The sequence below is a fragment of the Chromobacterium sinusclupearum genome (assembly GCF_002902845.1).
Taxonomy (GTDB): domain Bacteria; phylum Pseudomonadota; class Gammaproteobacteria; order Burkholderiales; family Chromobacteriaceae; genus Chromobacterium; species Chromobacterium sinusclupearum.
Genome location: NZ_PPTF01000073.1, coordinates 317,044 through 336,372 on the forward strand (window position 1 = coordinate 317,044; position 19,329 = coordinate 336,372).

The following is a 19,329-nucleotide window of genomic DNA, read 5'->3' on the forward strand; positions in this document are numbered from 1 at the left end:
CTCCTCCTTGCTATGCCGCCTTGCCCCGCGCAGCCTTGATTTCCTTGGGCTGCACGACTTGGCCGGTATGGTTGCCCCAGCTATTGCGCTCGTAGGTGATGACCGCGGCGATGTCGGTATCGGACAATTGCTTGCCCCAGGCCGCCATGGCCGGATTCTTCTTGCCGCCGTACAGCACGATCTCGATATGGGCGGCCTTGTCGCCGGTGGCGATGGGCGAACCGTCCAGCGCCGGGAAGGCGCCTGGAATGCCCTTGCCGTTGGCCTGATGGCACGGGATGCAGTTCTGGGTGTAGACCTTCTCGCCGCGGGCCTTCAACTCGGCCAGCTGCCATATCTTGTTGGGATCGTCCGCGCTGGCGGCCAGCTGCTTCAGCTTGGCCTCGCGCCACTTGGCGTAGTCCTCCGGCGATTTGGCCTCCACCACGATAGGCATGAAGCCGTGGTCCTTGCCGCACAGCTCCGAGCACTGGCCGCGATAGGTGCCGGGCTGCTCGATCAGCATCCAGCTGTCGCGCAAAAAGCCGGGAATGGCGTCCTGCTTGACGCCCAGCTGCGGCACCCACCAGGAGTGAATCACGTCGTTGGCGGTCAGCAGCAGGCGGATCTTGCGGTTGGTGGGCACTACCAGCGGCTCGTCGACCTCCAGCAGATAATTCCCGCTGGGCGGCGCGCGGCCTTCGATCTGGTCGCGCGGCGTGGACAGGTGGCTGACAAAGCCGAAGTTGTCATCCAGGTAGTCATAACGCCACTTCCACTGGTAGCCGGTGATCTTGATCGTCATGTCCTCGCTGCGCGTGCTCTTTTGCGCCAACACGGCGCGCGTGGCCGGCAGCGCCATCAGCACCAGGATCAGCAACGGGACGATGGTCCAGATGATCTCCACCGTGGTGTTTTCATGGAACTGTTTGGCTTCGTGGCCGGCGGCCTTGCGGTGGCGAATAATGGAATACAGCATCACCAGGAAAACCAGCAGGAAGATCACGCCGGTGATGATCAACAGCAAGGTGTGCAAGTGGTACTCGGTGCGCGCCAGCGGGGTGACCGGCGGCTGCAGATTGTACTCAGCCGCCAGCGCGGCCGGCGCCATCAGCGCCAGACAGCAAGAAACAGGAATGCGCGGACAAGACATGTCGCTCCCCCAAGGTCAAATGACCAAACAATGCATGCACTGCGCGCCGGCTATGCCGGCATGCTTTCATCGTAGGAAGTCGCGCGGGAAAAACAAGAAAGCGTCATGTTGCAGCGTAGCGAAACGAGACATACGGATAAGTACTAACCGCAGGCTTGCATGCTCGGTCAAATCGCCTTAACTGAAAGACATCACGCTTCGGTTTAATGTCCTTCTCCCATGCGCGACCACGACTTCACCACGGTCAATTCCTACTGGCTGAGCCACTTGCTGGCCCTAGGAGAGGACTATCGACCGGTTCTGGCCAAGGATGCGCTGGATAGCGATGGCAAAATGCTGCTGCCGGCCGGCAGCGCCACCGACGCCAGCTGGATGACGCTGCTGCCGCAGCGACGACTGCAGCAGCCCCTGGAAAAGCTGCTGCAGCTGGAGGCGTTCGATCCGCGGACATTGCTGCAGCAACGCAGCTGGGAGCTGCTGCAGGATTCGCGTTTTCTGCATGCGCTGCTGGAGCAGAATGACGGCTGCGCGGTCTGCATCGCCATGCTCAAGCAGTTGCCGTTGAAAGGCGCCATCGCCGTCTGGCTGGCCATCCTGCACCAGCGCGGAGAGCTGGACCACGCCCTGCTCGTCTGCCTGGTGTCGATCAGCCTGGCCAAGCAACTCCACCTGCCGGCGCAGGAACAGCAGCAAGTCGCCCTGGCCGGACTGCTGCACGATATCGGCAAACTGTATATCGACCCAACCTATCTATCCGCCGAACGCACCCTGCAAGCGGAGGAATGGCATCACGTCGTCAACCATCCGCTGCTGGGGTGCCAGCTATTGCTGATGCTGGGCGAGCTGCAGCAGCCCAAGGCGGCGGCGCTCGCCATCCTGCAGCATCATGAGCGGCTGGACGGCAGCGGCTATCCGCTGGGGGCGCTAGCCGGCAAGCTGGAAAAGGGCGGCCAGATCCTGATGCTCGCCGATACCTTCTGCCAGTTGCAGCGGCATGTCCCCTACCTGCCGCAGCGATTGGACATCGCACTGAAAATCCTGCCGGGAGAGTTCAATAGCGACATCGCGTCCACCTTGTGCCGGGTTGGCCGGCAAGGCGGCAAAGCGGCGCCGCCGGTCTTGGACCTGTCTGATTTGCCCGGGCAGCTGCAGACCTTGCTGCAGCAGATAGGCCGGCTGACCCAGCGCTTCTGGGCGATGGCCGAACTGGACGTCGGCCTGTCCGCCCACGCGCGCCGCCTGCTCGACAGCAGCATGAAACGCTTCAACACCATTCAGCGCGCGCTCTCCAACACCGCCATGAGCGAATCGCCCCCGACGCAGAAAAACGAAGAACTGTCGCGCGAGCTATGGTGCGTGATGGGCGAAACGCGCTGGCGGCTGCGCAATCTGGCGCGACAGATCACGCTGCGCATCGACAAGCTGCACGAGCACGAACGCGTGCGTTTCACCGCCCTGATCAAGGCCCTGATGGAGAACGAAACGCCGGCAGCGCCGCCTGCAGGGGACGGCTCTGGCTATCAGCAGCCGGGGCGATAGGGGATTTCCAGCAGCAGCGGCGCCGGAATATGGCGCTTCAGCGTGTCCAGGTTTTCGGCGTAGGCTGCCTGCGGCGGCTGCACGCAGTTCGCCACCCAGCCAGCCAATTCCAGGCCGCTGTCGCGCACCGCGCGCGCCGTCAGCAACGCATGGTTGATGCAGCCCAGCCGCATGCCCACCACCAGAATGACCGGCAGCGCCAGACTCAGCGCCAGGTCGGCCATGAACAGGCTGTCCGACAACGGCGCCAACCAGCCGCCCGCCCCCTCCACCAGCACGATATCGGCCTGATCGTGCAAGCAGCGGTAATGCTCGCCGATGCGCGCGAGATCGATTTCCACGCCGGCCTGGCGCGCGGCGATGTGCGGCGACACCGGCGGCAGGAAACGATACGGGTTCATCAGCGCCAGGTCCGTCTGACCGGTGGCGGCGGTCAGACGCGCCACGTCGTCGTTATGCCAGCTGCCGTCCGACAAGATCTCGCAGCCGGACGCCACCGGCTTCATCGCCAGCACGCGCTTGCCCTGGCTTTGGTAAAGGCGGATCAGCTCGACCGCGGAATGGGTCTTGCCGATCTCGGTATCGGTGCCGGTGATGAAATAGCCCTGGCTCATGCTCGCTCCCCCAATCATCCATAGAATCGCCGGCCGCGTGCCGGCCGGGACCGATGTTCTACACCAGCCCGCGCCAATCTTCCAGCAATTCCACGCGCAGGGCTTGGGTGTCCACCCTTGCCCGCACGCCAAGCGGCAGGGTCTGCATCGGGGGGATAGGGCTGCCAAACACAAGCCGCCTGATTAAACGAATTGTGTTTTGGACTATCTTTGAGCCGCGCAAAAAGTCTTATTCAAAAACCCTGCCCCATTCAGGCAAGGCCAACCGCGCCCTCGACGTGCCAACGCCGACCTTGTGGGTCGGCGTCGTGCCGTCGGCCTTGTGGGCAGGGGCGCGATGGGTTTGGCCGGGTAGGCCTGCGCAGGATTTCACGCGCGGATGAAGTGAAAACCTGTTTGGCTGGGCGAAACGGTCCGCGGGGCGCAACGACAAGGCCGGGATGGAAAACCTTGCCGCCTCCCTTTGGCGCCGTCTGGCCGCGCCGGGAAAACAAACTGTTTAAACGATGGCCTGGGCGCTGACCTTCTCCGCGGTGGACAACTTGTTCAGCGCCGACAGATACGCCTTGGCGCTGGCCACGATGATGTCGGTGTCGGCCCCCTGGCCGTTGACGATGCGGCCGTCGCGCGCCAGGCGCACGGTCACTTCGCCCTGCGATTCGGTGCCCTTGGTGATGGCGTTGACCGAGTACAATTCGAGTTCGGCGCCGCTGCCGGCCACGCTCTCGATGGCCTTGAAGGCGGCGTCCACCGGGCCGGAGCCGCTGGATTCGGCATGGCGTTCCTGGCCATGCTCGACAAACACGATATTGGCCTGCGGCGCTTCGCCGGTTTCGGTGGCGATGCGCAGCGACACGAACTTGTAATGCTCCTGCTCGATCGCCACCATCTGGTCCGACACCAGCGCGTGCAGGTCTTCATCGAAAATCTCGCGCTTCTTGTCGGCCAGCTCCTTGAAGCGGGCGAAGGCGGCGTTCAAGGCCTCCTCGCTGTCCAGCACGATGCCGAGCTCGGCCAGCTTGGTCTTGAAGGCATTGCGGCCGGACAGTTTGCCCAGGGTCAGGCGGTTGGCGCTCCAGCCCACCGACTCGGCCGACATGATCTCGTAGGTTTCGCGGTGCTTGAGCACGCCGTCCTGATGGATGCCGGACTCGTGGGCGAAGGCGTTGGCGCCGACGATGGCCTTGTTCGGCTGCACAGGGTAGCCGGTGACAGTGGACACCAGCTTGGACGCTGGCACGATCTGGGTGGCATCGACCATGCTGTCGACGCCGAACACGTCGCGGCGGGTCTTCACCGCCATCACGATCTCTTCCAAGCTGGCGTTGCCGGCGCGCTCGCCCAGGCCGTTGATGGTGCACTCCACCTGGCGCGCGCCGCCCAGCACCGCCGCCAGGCTGTTGGCCACCGCCATGCCCAAATCGTTGTGGCAGTGAGCGGACCAGATCACTTTGTCGCCGCCCGGCGTGCGGGCGATCAGCTCGCGGAAGAAGGCCTCGGTCAGGCGCGGCACGGCGTAGCCGACGGTGTCCGGCACGTTCAGCGTGGTGGCGCCAGCCTCGATCACCGCGCCGAAGATGCGCGCCAGAAAGTCGATGTCGGAACGCAGGGCGTCCTCGGCCGAGAATTCCACGTCATCGGTGTATTCGCGGGCGATCTTCACCGCCTTCACCGCCGCATCCACCACCTCGTCCGGACTCATGCGCAGCTTCTTCTCCATATGGATGGGGCTGGTGGCGATGAAGGTGTGGATGCGGCCGCGCGCGGCCGGCTTGATGGCTTCGCCGGCGGCGCGCACGTCGCGTTCGTTGGCGCGCGCCAGGCTACAGACGGTGGAGTCCTTGATGGTTTCGGCGATGGCGTGAATGGCGTCGAAATCGCCGGGGCTGGCGGCGGCGAAGCCGGCCTCGATGATGTCCACGCCAAGCCGCTCCAGCTGGCGCGCGATGCGGATCTTTTCTTCCTTGGTCATCGAGGCGCCCGGCGATTGCTCGCCATCGCGCAAGGTGGTGTCGAAAATGTAGAGGCGGTCGCCCATATCGATAGTTCTCCCTGCTCCCTGTGCCGGCTCGCCGACCAGATAGTCGTTGAAATCAAAGCGCCTGCCTTGCCCGGCGGCCAGCTGCGCCAGCCGGCTCAGCTGGGCGAGTGGCAGGCTGCCGCGTTCCCTCCATTTGTATATCGCTGCCCGGCTCACCGGCTCGTCGGGGAACAGTCGGTTCAGTTCGTCGGCCAGATGGCTCGGTCCGCCGAAGTCCGCAACCAGCCGTTCAATATCCACTTGCATCAATGTGCTCCTGCAGCATGTTTTGAACCAGCCTACCGAGCGAGAGACATCTCGTCAAATTTCAAGTCCAATAACTGTGTTAATTACGTCACACGCCCTGTCAAATATGAATTTTTTAGACAAATTGTAGAATTTTGCACAAGCAAACTAACCATTCAGACAAAGGGACCCACGGCTCGTCCACGCTGTCCGACAAGAAATCGGTTACAATGGCCGGTTTAAGACTGATTGGGGGCGCCCGTGTCCGAACGCCTGTTTGTGCTGTTGCAACATATGATGCCCAAGCTGGCGCTGACCCGGCTGGCCGGCTGCTTCGCCTCCTGGCAAGGCGGCGGCGTCACCACGGCGGCCATCCGTCGCTTCATCGCCCGCTACAACGTCAATATGGACGAGGCCGCCAACAGCGACCCGGCAGCCTACGCCACCTTCAACGATTTCTTCACCCGCGCGCTGAAACCCGGCGCGCGGCCGCTGGCCGATGCGCGGCTGGTCTGCCCGGTGGACGGCGCCGTCAGCCAGTTCGGCCCGATAGACCAGGGCCGCATCTTCCAGGCCAAGGGCCGCGACTACAGCGCCACCGCGCTGCTGGCCGGCGACGCGGCCCTGGCCGCACGCTTCCATGACGGCCACTTCGCCACCATCTATCTCAGCCCGCGCGACTACCACCGCATCCACATGCCCTGCGCCGGCAAGCTGCTGGAAATGACTTACGTGCCGGGCGATCTGTACTCGGTCAATCCGGCCACGGCCCGCGGCGTGGACCGCCTGTTCGCGCGCAACGAGCGCGTGGTGTGCCTGTTCGAAGACGAACAAGGCCAACCGTTCGTGATGGTGCTGGTGGGCGCCACCATCGTCGGCAGCATGGCCACCGTGTGGCACGGCGTGGTCAACCCGCCGCGCCGCCCTGCCGTACATAAGTGGGATTACCGCGATCAGGACATTCGCCTGGCCAAGGGCGAGGAAATGGGCCGCTTCCTGCTCGGCTCCACCGTGGTGGTGCTGTTCCCGGCCGGCCCGCTGCAATTTAACGCCTCATGGCAGCCGGCCAAGCCGGTGCGGCTGGGCGAGGCGATGGCGGATTAATTCGAATACGGCGCGAAAGCGCCGTTTTTTTCGCCCATCCGTCCGACCCTGCCGCGCATTTTTATCGATATGGATGAACATCAAGGAACAGACATGCAGATCTGGCTGGACACTATCGACTTTTCGCTGATTCGCCATGCCCGACAACTCGGCTTGCTTGCCGGCGTCACGACCAATCCGTCCATCCTTGCCGCCGCCAAGCAGCCGGTTGAAAGCGTGCTGGATGCGCTGCTGGATCTGCAACCGGGCAAACTGGCGGTACAGGTCACCTGCGACGACTCCGCCTCGCAACTGCGCCAGGCGCGAAGGCTTGCCGCCAAGAGCGACCGCATCGTCATCAAGATTCCCGCCATCGGCGATGGCTTCCAGACCATGGCTGCGCTGGAGCGCGAAGGCATCCCCACGCTGGCCACCGCCATTTTCGAATCGCGCCAGATCGTGATGGCCGGCCTGCTCGGGGTCCACTACGCCGCGCCCTACCTCAATCGCATCGAGCAGGCGGGGAGAGACGCCGCCCTTCTGCTGCAGGAGTCGCAGCAGATTCTGCAGCGCCAAGGTAAACGCACCCTCATCATGGGCGCCGCGGTCAAATCGCTTGAGCAATTCATGCAATGCGCCCGCGCGGGCATAGGCGCGGTTACGCTGCCGGCGGATACCTACCGCCAGCTGTTCGCCTCCACTCCGGACGTCGATGCCGCGCTGGCGCGCTTTGACAGCGCATGGCAAGCCAATCCGTTCACGGCCCGTTCCGCCCTGTTCTTGACCGAATAAGCCCAGTCAGACGCAAAAAAGCCGGGCATCGCGCCCGGCTTTGTCTTTCCCAACGATTCAAGCGACAGATTAGTTCTTGGACTGGTCCACCAGCTTGTTCTTGGCGATCCACGGCATCATCGCGCGCAGCTCGGCGCCGACCTTCTCGATCGGATGCGCGGCGGTCAGGCGGCGGCGGGCGGTCATGGACGGGTAGTTGGTCTTGCCTTCCAGGATGAACATCTTCGCGTATTCGCCGCTCTGGATGCGGTACAGCGCCTTCTTCATCGCTTCCTTGGTGGCGGAGGTCACCACTTCCGGGCCGGTCACGTACTCGCCGTACTCCGCGTTATTGGAGATGGAGTAGTTCATATTGGCGATGCCGCCTTCGTACATCAGGTCGACGATCAGCTTCAGCTCGTGCAGGCACTCGAAGTAAGCCATTTCCGGCGCGTAGCCGGCTTCCACCAGGGTCTCGAAACCGGCCTTCACCAGCTCGACGGCGCCGCCGCACAGCACGGCCTGTTCGCCGAACAGGTCGGTCTCGGTTTCTTCGCGGAAGTTGGTCTCGATCACGCCGCCCTTGGTGCCGCCATTGGCCGCGGCATAGGACAGGGCGATGTCGCGCGCCTTGCCGGACTTGTCCTGGTAGACGGCGATCAGGGTCGGCACGCCGCCGCCCTTCAGGTATTCGGAGCGCACGGTGTGGCCCGGGCCTTTCGGCGCCACCATGATCACGTCCACATCGGCCGGCGGCACGATCTGGTTGTAATGGATGTTGAAGCCGTGGGCGAAGGCCAGCGCCGCGCCCTTCTTCAGGTTGGGCGCGATGTCCTTGTGATAGACGTCCGGCTGGGATTCGTCCGGCAGCAGGATCATCACCACGTCGGCCTTCTTCACCGCGTCAGCCACTTCCTTGACCTTGTGGCCGGCTGCTTCGGCCTTTTTCCACGACGCGCCGTCCTTGCGCAGGCCCACCACCACGTCGACGCCCGATTCTTTCAGGTTTTGCGCGTGGGCATGGCCTTGCGAGCCGTAGCCGATGATGGCCACTTTCTTGCCCTTGATGATGGAGAGGTCGGCGTCTTTGTCGTAATAAACTTTCATTCTCTAATGTCCTTGATATTTGTTTGCTAAGGGACTTGCAGCCCTGCTCAGATTTTCAGAACCCGCTCACCGCGACCGATGCCGGATGCGCCGGTACGGACCGTTTCCAGGATCACTGTACGGTCCACCGCCTCGATAAAGGCGCCAAGCTTCTCGCTCGTACCAGTCAGCTCGATGGTGTAAGTCTTTTCCGTCACGTCGATGATGCGTCCGCGGAAGATGTCGGCCATGCGCTTCATCTCCTCGCGGTCCTTGCCCTGGGCGCGGACCTTGATCAGCATCATCTCGCGTTCGATGTGTTCGGATTCGTTGAGGTCTATCACCTTGACCACCTCGATCAGCTTGTTGAGCTGCTTGGTGATCTGCTCGATGACTTCGTCGGAACCGTGGGTGACGATGGTCATCCGCGACAGTGTCGGGTCCTCAGTGGTGGACACCGTCAGCGAATCGATGTTGTAGGCGCGGGCCGAAAACAGCCCCACCACGCGGGACAAGGCGCCCGCTTCGTTTTCCAGAAGTATGGATAGGATATGTCGCATGCCGGCCGCCTTAGCACATATTGCCGTAGTCACGGTTGTTCTCGAAAGGCACCTGCTGGATGTCGCGCATGTGCGGCGGCAGGTCCATCTGATCCAGTCCCTTGCCGTTCTGGATCATCGGGAACACGTTTTCCGACTGGTCGGTGCGGAAATCCAGGAACACCAGGCGCTCCTTCAGCTTGTCGCTGAACGCCTCGCGCAGCACCGGCTCCACATCGGCCGGGTTCTCCACCTTGAAGCCGACATGGCCGTAGGCCTCGGCGATCTTGACGAAGTCCGGCAGCGCGTCCATGTAGGACTCGGAATAACGGGTGCCGTAGAAGAACTCCTGCCACTGGCGCACCATGCCCAGGTAGCGGTTGTTCAGCGCCACCACCTTGACCGGCGTGTGGTACTGCTTGGCGGTGGACAGCTCCTGGATGTTCATCTGGATCGAGCCTTCGCCGGTGATGCAGGCCACCTGCGCATGCGGATTGGCCAGCTGCGCGCCGATGGCCGCCGGCAGGCCGAAGCCCATGGTGCCGAGGCCGCCGGAGTTCAACCACTGCTTGGGGCGGTCGAACTTGTAGTACTGCGCCGCCCACATCTGGTGCTGGCCGACATCGGAGGTGATGATGGCCTGTCCGCCGGTGATCTGGTACAGCTGCTCCACCACGTACTGCGGCTTGATCAGGTCGTCTGACGGGGTGTACAGCAGACAGTTATGGCCGCGCCATTCCTCGATCTGCCGCCACCATTGATTCAGCGCCGAACCGTCCGGCTTTTGGCCGGACTGCTTCAGCACATCCAGCATCTCGCGCAACACCAGCTTGACGTCGCCGACGATGGGGATGTCGGCGCGCACGCGCTTGGAGATGGACGACGGATCGACGTCGATGTGGATGATCTTCTTCGGCTGGCCGAGGAAATGCGACGGCACGCTGATGACGCGGTCGTCGAAACGCGCGCCCACGGCCACCAGCACATCGCAATTCTGCATCGCCATGTTGGCTTCGTAGGTGCCGTGCATGCCCAGCATGCCGAGGAACTGCCGGTCCGAACCCGGATAGGCGCCCAGGCCCATCAACGTGTTGGTGCACGGCAGGTTCAGCAGGCGCGCCAGCTCGGTCACCTCGGCCTCGGCGCGGCCCTGCACGGCGCCGCCGCCGACGTAAATATAAGGACGCTTCGCCTCAAGCAGCAGGTTCACCGCTTTCTTGATCTGTCCGCTATGGCCGCGGGTAGCCGGCACATAGGAGCGGATATGCACGCTGTCCGGGTAACGGAACTCCGCGCGCTGCTGGGTGATGTCCTTTGGAATATCCACCACCACCGGGCCGGGGCGGCCGCTCTTGGCGATGTAGAACGCCTTCTTGATGGTGGCGGCGATCTCGTTCACATCCTTGACCAGGAAGTTGTGCTTCACGCAAGGCCGGGTGATGCCCACCATGTCCACTTCCTGGAACGCGTCCAGGCCGATGGCCGGCGACGGCACCTGGCCGGAGATCACCACCATGGGGATGGAGTCCATATAGGCCGTGGCAATGCCGGTGACGGCATTGGTCGCGCCGGGACCGGAGGTCACCAGCGCCACGCCTATCTTGTCGCTGGAACGCGAGTACGCGTCCGCGGCATGCACCGCGGCCTGCTCGTGTCGCACCAGCACGTGCTTGAACTTGTCTTGCCGGAAGATGGCATCGTATATTTCCAGTACCGCGCCACCCGGGTAGCCGAAAACAAATTCGACCCCCTCTTCCTGCAGGCAGCGGACTACTATTTCGGCGCCCGATATCTGCATATCGCCTCTGTTTCGTATTAATTTCATCCCGTTTGCTCAAAGACCTTAGCGTATTGCTCAAAGCACGGTCAAGTGCTTTTGTGCAGGTGCAAAATGGCGCTAACTGCCGGTAATTTCAGGCAAAAAAACGGACTAGCCGAGTGATTCCTGCTCTGTTACCATCGCAGGTTGGCATCAACCCGAAACGCACAGATGGCAAGCCGCAAGGAAATGGCCGACTTCCTCCAGTCGGTGGAAAAACGCGCCTTCAAGCAGGCGCTGTACGCGGTGCGGCAGGAAGAGAACGCGCTGGATATCGTGCAAGACTCGATGATGAAGCTTGCCGACCGCTACGCCCACGCGCCGGCCGAGGAACTGCCGCTGATCTTCCAGCGCATACTGCAGAACACCATCCGCGACCACTACCGTCGCAGCAAGGTGCGCAGCTTCGTCAGCACCCTGCTGTCGTCGCTGATCCCTACCCATGCCGAGGACGACAGTCCGGACCCGCTGGAAACCCTGGATGTGGCCGCCGACGAGGCGCATACCAACCCGGAGAAATGGTATCTGCGCAAGGAAGTGGCGCAGATGATAGACGCGTCGCTTAAGCTCTTGCCCGCGCGTCAACGCGAGGCCTTTCTGCTGCGTTACTGGGAGGGACTGGATGTCGCCGAAACCGCTCTCGTGATGGGATGTTCGGAAGGCAGCGTGAAGACGCATTGCTCGCGCGCCAACCACACCCTGGCCGCCATCCTTGCGCAAAAGGGAGTACTGCTATGAAACACGCCAAAGATAGCCCGGGCGACCATTTGCCGAATCACATCACCCGCATACTCGACAATCCGTCCTCCGACCCAACGCCGCAGCAGTTGGCGCGCCTGAGAGCCGCGCGCCAGCGCGCCATGCAACAGTATGATATGCGCGCCGCCGAGCCGGTCAGCCTGCACGAGCGGCTGGCGCTATGGGCGCAGCGCCATCTGGTGATGCTGCGCCGCGGCGGGGCCGCCATCGGTTTTGCCGCGATCGCCGCCGCCAGCCTGATGCTGGCCGAGGGGCTGCTGGCCGAATCGGAATCAGTGGACGCGACGGTGCTGTCGCAGGATTTGCCGCTGAACTCGCTGCTGGAGCCGCATTTCAGCCGGGGGCTGCATGAATAAGGCCGCACACCTGGCCAGCGCCTTGTGCCTGGCCGGTCTGCTCTGCCCCGTGTTCGCCCAGGCCTCTCCGCCCGCCAATCCGAGCTGGGACCAGCTGGACAGTCAACAACAGCAGGTGCTGGCGCCGCTGGCCGGCGAGTGGAACCGCTATTCGCCGGACAAAAAACAAAGCCTGCTGGCCATCGTGCCTGGCTTCGCCAATCTGGCGCCTCAGCAGCAGCAGCGGGCGCAGCGGAAGCTGAAAGCCTGGTCCGAGCTGACGCCGCAGCAACGCCACGAAATCCGCGCCAACTGGAAAAAACTGCAGCAGCTGCCGCCTGACCAGCGCGAGCAAGTGATGCAGCGCCTGCGCCAGCAGCGCGCCCAACCCGACGCCTCCATCGCCCAATGACCGAAACCGCCGCCCCCAGCCTGTCTCGCTGTCTGGCCAGCCTGTTCTACGAATCGCTGCTGATCGTCGCCATGCTGCTGATCACCAGCGCCGTGCTGACCCCCTTGCAACTGATGCTGGGCCAAGACTCCTGGCTGCTGCACAGCCTGATCCAGCTGGCCTCGGCCGGCGTGCTGTTCGCCTACTTCGGCTACTGCTGGACGCGCAGCGGCCAAACCGCCGCAATGAAGACCTGGCATATCCGGCTGGTGACGGCCGACGGCAGGCTGCTGAACTGGCAGCAGGCGCTGATGCGCTTCGCCGTCGCGGCGATGCTGTTCGTCGGCCTGCCGGTGATCTCCTACCTCGGCTGGCAGCGCAGCTATGGCGACCATCCGGCGGCCAAGTGGCTGGCGCTGATCTGGTGGCTGCTGCCCTTCCTGGCCCGCTTCTACGACAAGGAAGGCCGCCACCTGCACGACAGGCTGGCCGGCACCCGGCTGGTCCTGCTGCCCAAGCCGCCGCGCGGCGGCAAATAAGCCTTCACTCCTGCAAGCGCGGCTCCGCTGCGGCAAACGCCAGCAGGGCATCGAGCACCACGCGCACCCGCGCCGGCAAGGCGCGCCGCTGCGGCCAGACGGCGTACACCGGTCGCGTGGCGATCTCCCATGACTCCAGCACGCGGCGCAATGTGCCATCGGCCACCTGACGGTGGCAAATGCTGAGCGGACTGACGGCGATGCCAGCCCCGGCCTCGGCCAGCCTCCGCGTCAGCAGCATATCGTTGGCTTGCAGGCACGGCGCGACCGGCCACTCCACCTCCTCGCCGCTTTCCCGGTGACGCAGTTTCCAGCGCTGGAATGGCTCCGACATCAGCAATCGGTGCGCCGCCAAGTCAGCCGGCCGCTCAGGTTCGCCGTGCGCGTCCAGATACGACGGCGCGGCGGTCAGAATGGTGCGCACGGCCCCGACGCGGCGCTGCTGCAGCGAAGCATCGGTCTGCTCCCCTACCCGCAGCGCCAGATCCGCCATGCCGCTGTACAAATCATCCATATTATTGTTCAGCTTCAACTCCAGCCGCAGTTGCGGATGCTCCCGCAATAGCCGCTCCCACAGCGGCAGCAGCATATCGTTGGCCATGTTCAGCGGCGCCATCAGCCTCACCACGCCCTCCACCCGGTTCAGCGTCGCGTCCAGCGACGCTGTGGCTTGCCGCAGCGCCGCCAGCAAGGGCTTGCACTGCTCGTAGTACTGCCAGCCCTCGTTGCTCGGCACCATGCGCCGCGCGCTGCGATTGAGCAGCTTGCAACCCAGCCTCGCCTCCAAAGCCTGCAGCCGCCGCGTCAAGGTCGGCGCCGGCATCTCCAGGCGCAGCGCCGCCGCGCGCAGGCTGCCGGCATCCACAATCGCCACAAACAGATCCAGATCATCCAGCATGATTGCAAAAATGGAATTTGAAATTGATTTTTTCATTCTATTTTCGCAATTCGCTTTTTACTAGACTCTGCTCATCAAAAACCGACGGAGAATCACGCCATGCATCCCGCTCTGCGCCAACGCCTGCTGTTCTCGCTGCTGATGTCTGGGGCCATGTCCCTGGTCATGACTGCCTGGTTCACCAGCCTGAATCTGGGGCTGCATGCCGATTTTCTGGCGCACTGGCTGCACGCCTTCGCCCAGGCCTGGCCGGTCGCAATGGGCGCGGTGCTGCTGCTGGCGCCGCCCCTGCAGAAACTGACCGCGCGCCTGCTGAATTGGCGCGCACCCGCCACCAGCGCCCAATCCGCGCTGAACCCGAAAGGATGAATGATGAGACTCGACTACACCAAACTGTCGCCCCAAGCCTATCAAGGCTTGCTGTCCTGCAAAAACGCACTGGCGGAGAGCAGCCTGGGCCTGCCGCTGATCGAACTGGTCTATCTGCGCGTGGCCCAACTGAACGGCTGCGCCTTCTGCCTGAAGCTGCACAGCCACGCGCTGCGCCGTCGCGGCGAAAGCCAGGAAAAACTCGACGCGCTGGCCGGCTGGGACGTAGCGGATATCCTATCGCCGCGCGAAGCCGCCGCCATCGCCTGGACGGAAGCGGTGACGCGCATCGGCGAAAGCCGCGCGCCGGATGACTTGTATCAGGCTTTGGGCGGGCATTTCAGCGCAGCGGAAATCTCCGACCTGACCCTGGCCATCGCGCTGATGAACGCCTTCACCCGCATCGCGGTGGCGGTGCGTCAGTAGACGGCAAGCTTATCCACAGGCATCGGAAAAACCGCAAGTTATCCACAATAGCAAGCAGGCGGAGGCCTATTGGCCATCCGCCTGCTTGCTGTCGCCGTGCCTGCGCTTTACGCTGTCGCGCGCCGATACACCGGGCTGCCGGCCACATATGTCGCCGCCACCGCGCGATCATCGCCCAGCATCATCTGCACAAATAACGCCTCGGACAGGTCGCGGGCGTAGCGCATGCGGAAATCCAATAGCGGCGTGGAGCGCAGGTTCAGCACCGCCAGATCGGCCTCCATGCCGACAGCGATACTGCCCACCTTGTCGGCGATGCCCAGCGCCTCCGCGCCGCCGCGCGTGGCCAGATAGAATGCCTGCGCCGCCGACAGCGGTTTGCCGTGGCTCTGCGCCGCCATATAAGCCGCGTTCATGGTCTGCAGCATGGAGAAGCTGGTGCCGGCGCCCAAGTCGGTGCCGAGGCCGACCGGAATGGCCCGCTCGCCCTCGACGCAGCGGCGCAGGTTCAGGCAGCCGGAGCCCAGGAAGAAGTTGGAGGTCGGGCAGTGGGCCAGCGAAGCGCCGCTGTCGTGGAAAGCCTGCAGCTCCTCATCGCTCAGGTGGATGCCATGGCCGTACACCGCGCGCGGCCGCAACAGGCCATAGCGCTGGTAGACGCTGGCGTAGTCGCGGCAGCCGGGAAACAGCTGCTTGACCCAGGCGATCTCGTCCAGGTTTTCCGAAATATGGGACTGGATGGCGACATCGGGAAACTCGGCCGCCAGCGCGCCCAGCATTTCCAGTTGGCCGTGGCTGGAAGTCGGCGCGAAGCGCGGCGTGATCACATATTCGGCGCGGCCCTTGCCATGCCAGCGCTGGATCAGCGCGCGCGATTGCTCATAGGCGGTCAGCGGCGTGTCCAGCAGCGCCGGCGGCGCATGGCGGTCCATGCAGACCTTGCCGGCCAGGATGCGCAGATTGTGGCCTGCCGCCGCCTCGAACAACGCATCGACGGAAGCAGCGTGCACGGTGCCGAACACGCAAGCCGTGGTGACGCCGTTGCGCAGCTGCTCATCCAGGAACACGCGCGCCACGTCCCGCGCATGCGCCTCGTCGGCGAAGCCCTGCTCGGTGACGAAAGTGTAGTGATGCAGCCAGTCCAGCAATTGTTCGCCGTAGGCGGCCATCATCTCAGTCTGCGGATAGTGGACATGGCAATCGATGAAGCCCGGCAGGATCAGGTGATCCGGATAATGCGCCACCGCCAGATCGGCCGGGAGCGTCGGCAATAGCTCTACCGCCGGGCCGCATGCCGCGATGCGTCCGTTTTCCATCACAACCAGCGCGTCGCGCTGGAACGCCAGGCAATCCCGCTCAGCCTCCCGGAACGGATTGCCCCGGAAACTCAGCACATCGCCACGTACCGCTGTTTTCAAGCTTCACTCCCGCCGCTATGCGGTATTTATCTTCATATAAAGAATCTTTACATGTAAATATATCGCTGATTTGGCATTCTGGCAAGGATCCCGCGCTGCAACATAGTTGATCTGCAGCATTTGTCTTTAGATGAAGATAGTATATTTTGAAGTCGTGATACTCTTGCGCCCGACCGGATTCGCCGTGCTTACCTTACGATCAGGAATCAGCAGCATGCAGCAAGTACCAGACCAGATTGACCGCATTGTCGCCCTGTGGAACGAAGTCCGCCCCGATCTCGATACCTCCGCCACCGAGGTCATCGGCCGCATCGTACGGATGGAATACTTCATCACCCGCCGGGTGCTGCAGGATTTGGCGCGCCATAATCTCAATGTAGGCGAATTTGACGTGCTGGCGGCGCTGCGCCGCCGCGGAGAGCCGTATCAGCTGTCGCCCAACCAGTTGCAAGGCATGGTACTGATCTCGTCCGGCGCGTTGACCAACCGCATCAACCGGCTGGAAGAAGCCGGCCTGGTTCAGCGCTCGCCGGATCCGGACGACCGCCGCGGCGTGATCGTCACGCTGACGCCCAAGGGCTTCCAGGTGATAGAAGACGCCGCCGGCCACCATCTGGCCGCAGAGTCGGAGTTGTTGGAAATGCTGGACGGCGAAGAACGCGCCACGCTGGCCCGCCTGCTGAAAAAGATGCTGCAGGCGCAGGAAGACTGAGCCGCGGCGCCAGACGCCAGCCCTCCCGAGCCAGCGCTTGCAAAGCCATGCTCTGGCGACAAAAACCGGCCTATTGGCCGGTTTTTTCATGGCAAGGCCGCCGTGCGCACTGCGGCGGGCGGCGTCCACGTCCATTTTTTCTTCCAGGCGCCCATCACCATATTGGGGTATTCCGGCTGGCCCAGGCTGCCGTTATAGCGGCCCAAGGCGCGGTACAGATTGCCGCGCTCGATGTCCAGGTAGTGCCGCAGAATGGTGCAGCCGTAGCGCAGATTGGTGCTGAGGTCGAACAGATTGTGCTGCGGCGTGCCGATATGGCGCGGCCAGAACGGCATCACCTGCATCAGGCCGCGCGCGCCGGCGCCGGAAATCGCGTACTTGTTGAAGCCGCTCTCCACCTGGATCAGGCCCAGCACCAGTTGCGGGTCCAGCCCGGCGCGGGTGGCCTCGTACTGGATGGCGGTGAGCAGCCGCTCGCGCACCCATGGGTCTGGGATGCGTTTTTGCAGGCGCGCCGACATCTCCGCCAGCCAGGCTTGGCCCTCGCGCGGGTTATCGAACACCAGCCGCGGCGCGTTGACGTCGGAAATCGACCGGCTCATCGCCGACGCCACATTAGCCGATAGCGCCTCCTCCTTCTGCGCGCCGGCCCACGCCGGCGCATGCGCCAGCAGCAGGCAAAGCGGCAGAAGCACGAGGCGCGGCTTCATCAGGCCAGCTTATCCAGCACGTGGGCCAGGATGGCGTCGGCGGCAACGGCAGTCGCCTCGCTGTCGCGGCGGTGCTGATACTCGACCTTGCCTTCTTTCAGGCCACGGTCGCCGATGGTGATGCGGTGCGGCGCACCGATCAGCTCCCAGTCGGCGAACATCGCGCCCGGGCGCTCGCCGCGGTCGTCCAGCATCACGTCCACGCCCTTGGCCAGCAGTTCGGCGTGCAGCTTGTCGGCGGCTTCCTTCACCGCTTCGGAACGGTCGTAGCCGACCGGGCAGATCACCACCGCGAACGGCGCGATGGAATCCGGCCAGATCATGCCCTTGTCGTCGTAGTTCTGTTCGATGGCCGCGCCCAGGATGCGGGTCACGCCGATGCCGTAGCAACCCATTTCAAACGGCTTGGGCTTGCCGTCCTCGTCCAGGAAGGTGGCGTTCATCGCGGCGGAGTACTTGGTGCCCAGGTAGAACACGTGGCCCACCTCGATGCCGCGCTGGATGGCCAGCACGCCCTGGCCGTCCGGCGACGGATCGCCTTCCACCACGTTGCGGATGTCGAACACTTCGGGCTCGGCGCAGTCGCGGCCGAAGTTGGCGCCGGTGTAGTGCTGGTCGTCCTCATTGGCGCCGATGACGAAATCGGCCATCTTGGCCACGGTGCGGTCGGCGATGACGCGGCCCTTGAAGCCCACCGGGCCCAGCGAGCCGGGATTGGCGCCGAAGGCATCGCGGATGGCGGCCGGGCTGGCGAAAGTCAGCGGGTTCTTGATGCCGGCCACCTTTTGCGCCTTCACCTCGTTCAATTCGTGGTCGCCGCGCACCATCATCAGCACGGCCTCGCCCTCTTCGCCTTCTACCACCACCGCCTTGACGGTTTGCTTGATGTCGATCTTCAGGAAGTCCACCAGCTCGGCGATGGTCTTGACCTTGGGCGTGTGCACCTTGGTCAGCGCGGCCGATGCGGCGGCGCGCTCGCCGGCCGGCGCCAACGCCTCGGCCAGTTCGATGTTGGCGGCGTATTCGGAGTCCGGACAGTAGATGATGGCGTCCTCGCCGGTATCGGCGATCACCTGGAATTCGTGCGAGCGATCGCCGCCGATGGCGCCGGTGTCGGCCGCCACCGCGCGGTAGGTCAGGCCCAGACGGTCGAAGATGCGGCGGTAGGCCGCGTACATATTGTCGTAGCTCTTGAGGGCGTCTTCGGCGCTGCGGTCAAACGAGTAGGCGTCCTTCATGGTGAACTCGCGGCCGCGCATCACGCCGAAGCGCGGGCGGCGCTCGTCGCGGAACTTGGTCTGGATCTGGTAGAAGTTCTTCGGCAGCGCGCGGTAGCTGCGCAGCTCGCGGCGGGCGATGTCAGTGATCACCTCCTCGGCGGTCGGCTGCAGGGCGAAATCGCGCTCGTGGCGGTCTTTGAAGCGCAGCAGCTCGGCGCCCATCGCGTCCCAGCGGCCGGTTTCCTGCCACAGCTCGGCCGGCTGCACCACCGGCAGGCTCACTTCGATCGCACCGGCGCGATTCATCTCTTCGCGGATGATGTTTTCCACCTTGCGCACCACGCGCAGGCCCATCGGCATCCAGGAATAGATGCCGGCGGCTTGCTTGCGGATGAAGCCGGCGCGCAGCATCAGCTTCTGGCTGGTGATGTCGGCGTCGGCGGGAGCTTCTTTCTGGGTGGAGATGAAAAACTGCGATGCGCGCATGATGCGTCCTTGGAATTCGGCTAAATGTCTTCGATTGTAGCGTCGTCCCGCCTTGGCGGCCAAGCGTCACGCCCCTGTCACGTCGGCGCAGGCCGCGTCAACCGTTAGGCGCTTGGCAGTTGTTGCGGTACAACAACCCTGTTTACGGCAGGCCTACCCGCGCTTGGCGGGCTGGGGCCACTGGGGTAACCTGCGCGCTTCCGAGCATTTTTATGGT

20 protein-coding genes are annotated in these 19,329 nt (G+C 63.7%); 10 read left to right on the top strand and 10 right to left on the bottom strand.

The genetic code is table 11. The features are described from left to right. Positions 1-10: 10 nt before the first annotated feature. On the bottom strand, positions 11-1,132 hold the full coding sequence (gene coxB, locus C2134_RS17255) for a cytochrome c oxidase subunit II (RefSeq protein ID WP_103321333.1): 1,122 nt from the start codon (positions 1,130-1,132) through the stop codon (positions 11-13). Positions 1,133-1,351: 219 nt separating this feature from the next. Between coxB and C2134_RS17260 the strand changes: the two genes are divergently transcribed. Further along, entirely contained in the window at positions 1,352-2,671 is a 1,320-nt protein-coding gene (locus tag C2134_RS17260) for an HD-GYP domain-containing protein (protein WP_103321334.1), read from the top strand. Here C2134_RS17260 and bioD read toward each other — a convergent pair. Both bioD and C2134_RS17270 read right to left on the bottom strand, forming a co-directional pair. Next, positions 2,653-3,285, bottom strand: a complete 633-nt coding sequence (gene bioD / locus C2134_RS17265; protein ID WP_103321335.1) for a dethiobiotin synthase — start codon at positions 3,283-3,285, stop codon at positions 2,653-2,655. The two genes, C2134_RS17260 and bioD, sit on opposite strands and share 19 nt — an antisense overlap. Before the next feature lie 499 nt (positions 3,286-3,784). Beyond that, positions 3,785-5,572 carry a 2-isopropylmalate synthase gene (locus tag C2134_RS17270; protein WP_103321336.1) on the bottom strand — a complete coding sequence of 596 codons (1,788 nt, stop codon included), beginning with the start codon at positions 5,570-5,572 and terminating at the stop codon, positions 3,785-3,787. 240 nt (positions 5,573-5,812) lie between these two features. Between C2134_RS17270 and asd the strand changes: the two genes are divergently transcribed. Both asd and C2134_RS17280 read left to right on the top strand, forming a co-directional pair. Next, positions 5,813-6,655: an archaetidylserine decarboxylase gene (gene asd, locus C2134_RS17275; protein WP_103321434.1), complete on the top strand. Its 843-nt coding sequence runs from the start codon at positions 5,813-5,815 to the stop codon at positions 6,653-6,655. 93 nt (positions 6,656-6,748) lie between these two features. Beyond that, positions 6,749-7,426, top strand: coding sequence for a transaldolase family protein (locus C2134_RS17280; RefSeq protein WP_158248800.1), 678 nt, complete (start codon positions 6,749-6,751; stop codon positions 7,424-7,426). 69 nt (positions 7,427-7,495) lie between these two features. On the opposite strand, the gene ilvC is transcribed toward C2134_RS17280, so the two are convergent. From ilvC to ilvB, 3 genes are read right to left on the bottom strand one after another with little or no spacing between them, the layout of a single operon-like run. Next, on the bottom strand, positions 7,496-8,512 hold the full coding sequence (gene ilvC / locus C2134_RS17285; protein ID WP_103321338.1) for a ketol-acid reductoisomerase: 1,017 nt from the start codon (positions 8,510-8,512) through the stop codon (positions 7,496-7,498). Positions 8,513-8,559: 47 nt separating this feature from the next. Further along, positions 8,560-9,051: an acetolactate synthase small subunit gene (ilvN, locus tag C2134_RS17290; RefSeq protein WP_043621423.1), complete on the bottom strand. Its 492-nt coding sequence runs from the start codon at positions 9,049-9,051 to the stop codon at positions 8,560-8,562. A 10-nt stretch (positions 9,052-9,061) separates the two neighbouring features. Further along, positions 9,062-10,828 carry a biosynthetic-type acetolactate synthase large subunit gene (ilvB, locus tag C2134_RS17295; RefSeq protein WP_103321339.1) on the bottom strand — a complete coding sequence of 589 codons (1,767 nt, stop codon included), beginning with the start codon at positions 10,826-10,828 and terminating at the stop codon, positions 9,062-9,064. Between the two features lie 192 nt (positions 10,829-11,020). On the opposite strand from ilvB, the gene C2134_RS17300 reads away from it, so the two are divergent. Genes C2134_RS17300 through C2134_RS17315 form a run of 4 tightly spaced genes read left to right on the top strand, consistent with a single transcriptional unit; the run spans position 11,021 to position 12,873 of the window. Next, positions 11,021-11,587 (top strand): RNA polymerase sigma factor, encoded by a 567-nt coding sequence (locus C2134_RS17300; RefSeq protein WP_103321340.1) that lies wholly within the window; start codon positions 11,021-11,023, stop codon positions 11,585-11,587. Further along, positions 11,584-11,964 carry a DUF3619 family protein gene (locus C2134_RS17305; RefSeq protein ID WP_158248801.1) on the top strand — a complete coding sequence of 127 codons (381 nt, stop codon included), beginning with the start codon at positions 11,584-11,586 and terminating at the stop codon, positions 11,962-11,964. Before C2134_RS17300 ends, C2134_RS17305 begins: the two co-directional genes overlap by 4 nt. Beyond that, complete coding sequence (locus C2134_RS17310) at positions 11,957-12,355, top strand: DUF3106 domain-containing protein (RefSeq protein ID WP_103321342.1); 399 nt, start codon at positions 11,957-11,959, stop codon at positions 12,353-12,355. The genes C2134_RS17305 and C2134_RS17310 overlap by 8 nt, the downstream gene beginning before the upstream one ends. Continuing rightward, the gene (locus C2134_RS17315) at positions 12,352-12,873 is read left to right on the top strand and encodes an RDD family protein (protein ID WP_103321343.1); all 522 of its coding nucleotides are present in this window, start codon (positions 12,352-12,354) and stop codon (positions 12,871-12,873) included. The genes C2134_RS17310 and C2134_RS17315 overlap by 4 nt, the downstream gene beginning before the upstream one ends. 4 nt (positions 12,874-12,877) lie before the next feature. Here C2134_RS17315 and C2134_RS17320 read toward each other — a convergent pair whose 3' ends face one another. After that, entirely contained in the window at positions 12,878-13,771 is an 894-nt protein-coding gene (locus C2134_RS17320; protein WP_103321344.1) for a LysR family transcriptional regulator, read from the bottom strand. 99 nt (positions 13,772-13,870) lie between these two features. Here C2134_RS17320 and C2134_RS17325 point away from each other — a divergent pair, with 99 nt between their 5' ends. Both C2134_RS17325 and C2134_RS17330 read left to right on the top strand, forming a co-directional pair. Next, positions 13,871-14,140, top strand: a complete 270-nt coding sequence (locus C2134_RS17325) for a DUF2798 domain-containing protein (RefSeq protein ID WP_103321345.1) — start codon at positions 13,871-13,873, stop codon at positions 14,138-14,140. Then, positions 14,141-14,566, top strand: a complete 426-nt coding sequence (locus tag C2134_RS17330) for a carboxymuconolactone decarboxylase family protein (RefSeq protein ID WP_103321346.1) — start codon at positions 14,141-14,143, stop codon at positions 14,564-14,566. A 107-nt stretch (positions 14,567-14,673) separates the two neighbouring features. Here the strand turns inward: C2134_RS17330 and guaD are convergent, their stop codons facing one another. Further along, positions 14,674-15,984: a guanine deaminase gene (gene guaD, locus C2134_RS17335; RefSeq protein WP_103321347.1), complete on the bottom strand. Its 1,311-nt coding sequence runs from the start codon at positions 15,982-15,984 to the stop codon at positions 14,674-14,676. A gap of 214 nt (positions 15,985-16,198) precedes the next feature. Between guaD and C2134_RS17340 the strand changes: the two genes are divergently transcribed. Then, a complete protein-coding gene (locus C2134_RS17340; protein ID WP_103321348.1) occupies positions 16,199-16,696 on the top strand; it encodes a MarR family winged helix-turn-helix transcriptional regulator in 498 nt (165 codons plus the stop codon). 86 nt (positions 16,697-16,782) lie between these two features. Here C2134_RS17340 and C2134_RS17345 read toward each other — a convergent pair whose 3' ends face one another. Further along, positions 16,783-17,406: a lytic transglycosylase domain-containing protein gene (locus C2134_RS17345; protein WP_103321349.1), complete on the bottom strand. Its 624-nt coding sequence runs from the start codon at positions 17,404-17,406 to the stop codon at positions 16,783-16,785. After that, the gene (locus C2134_RS17350) at positions 17,406-19,112 is read right to left on the bottom strand and encodes a proline--tRNA ligase (RefSeq protein ID WP_103321350.1); all 1,707 of its coding nucleotides are present in this window, start codon (positions 19,110-19,112) and stop codon (positions 17,406-17,408) included. Before C2134_RS17350 ends, C2134_RS17345 begins: the two co-directional genes overlap by 1 nt. Between the last annotated feature and the right edge of the window lie 217 nt (positions 19,113-19,329).